We start from the raw sequence: 933 nt of genomic DNA, 5'->3' as shown, positions 1-933 counted from the left end.
CATCTTGTACAGGTACTTGTGGTACTTTGCAGTATTCATTGGACGGTGGTACACCTCAGGCGAGCAACGTCTTTACGGGCCTTGCACCAGGAACTTACACGGTAGTTACGTCTAATGTAGGCGCTGCTACTTGTAGCGATACGCAGACGATTACCATTAATGCTGGAGTTGCTGTTTGTACTACTCCACCCACTGCTGCTGCTGGTGCAGATGGTACAACTTGTCCTTCAGGTGCTTTTGTTTTGTCTGGAAGTGCTTCCAACGGAACTATCATTTGGACCACGAGCGGCACAGGCACTTTTAGCAATAATGCGATTGCTAATCCTACCTACACACCAAGTGCAGCCGATAATACTGCTGGTTCAGTGACTTTGACAATCACCGTTACCGGTATTGATGCATGTGCTGATGAAACAGCGACTGATAATATGGCATTATCTATTATCGATGCTCCGGCTGAAATAGGTTGTGTCGCCAATGTAAATGTTACGCTTGGTGCTGAATGTACTGCTACAATTACCCCTCAAATGGTAGTTACAGGCAACATCGGTTGTGCTGATAATATTATTGTAACAGTAGACGGAGGTAACACCAATGTTATATCTGGCTGTGGTGAGCACACCTATATGGTGGAGGTAATCGAAGATGGAGTAGTTGTTTACACCTGCTGGGGTAACCTCTTCGCCGAAGACAAAACCGATCCTGTAGTCGAGTGTCCAGCAAACACGAGCAGTGTAACGATGGACTACGATGCAGACCAAGTAAGTGGCACCCTCGAAGCAACTGATCCTTTATTGAACTTCAACAACTACAGCTGTTTGAACCAAGGCCAGCTCCTTGACGGTGAGCACAACTACGACGTAGTAACATTCACTACGCCAGATTTTGCTATTCCTGTTGATGTGTACACAATGCTGATGGATTCTGATTGGG

At 46.2% G+C, this 933-nt stretch carries 1 protein-coding gene; it reads left to right on the top strand.

Features of this window, described 5'->3' with window-relative positions; all coding sequences use genetic code 11:
• On the top strand, positions 1-933 hold a 933-nt coding region (locus tag ACRBG0_RS14125), incomplete at both ends, for a hypothetical protein (RefSeq protein ID WP_431487515.1).

The sequence above is a fragment of the Lewinella sp. genome (genome assembly GCF_050633125.1).
Taxonomy (GTDB): domain Bacteria; phylum Bacteroidota; class Bacteroidia; order Chitinophagales; family Saprospiraceae; genus Lewinella.
This window is presented reverse-complemented; position numbering and strand designations above follow the sequence as displayed.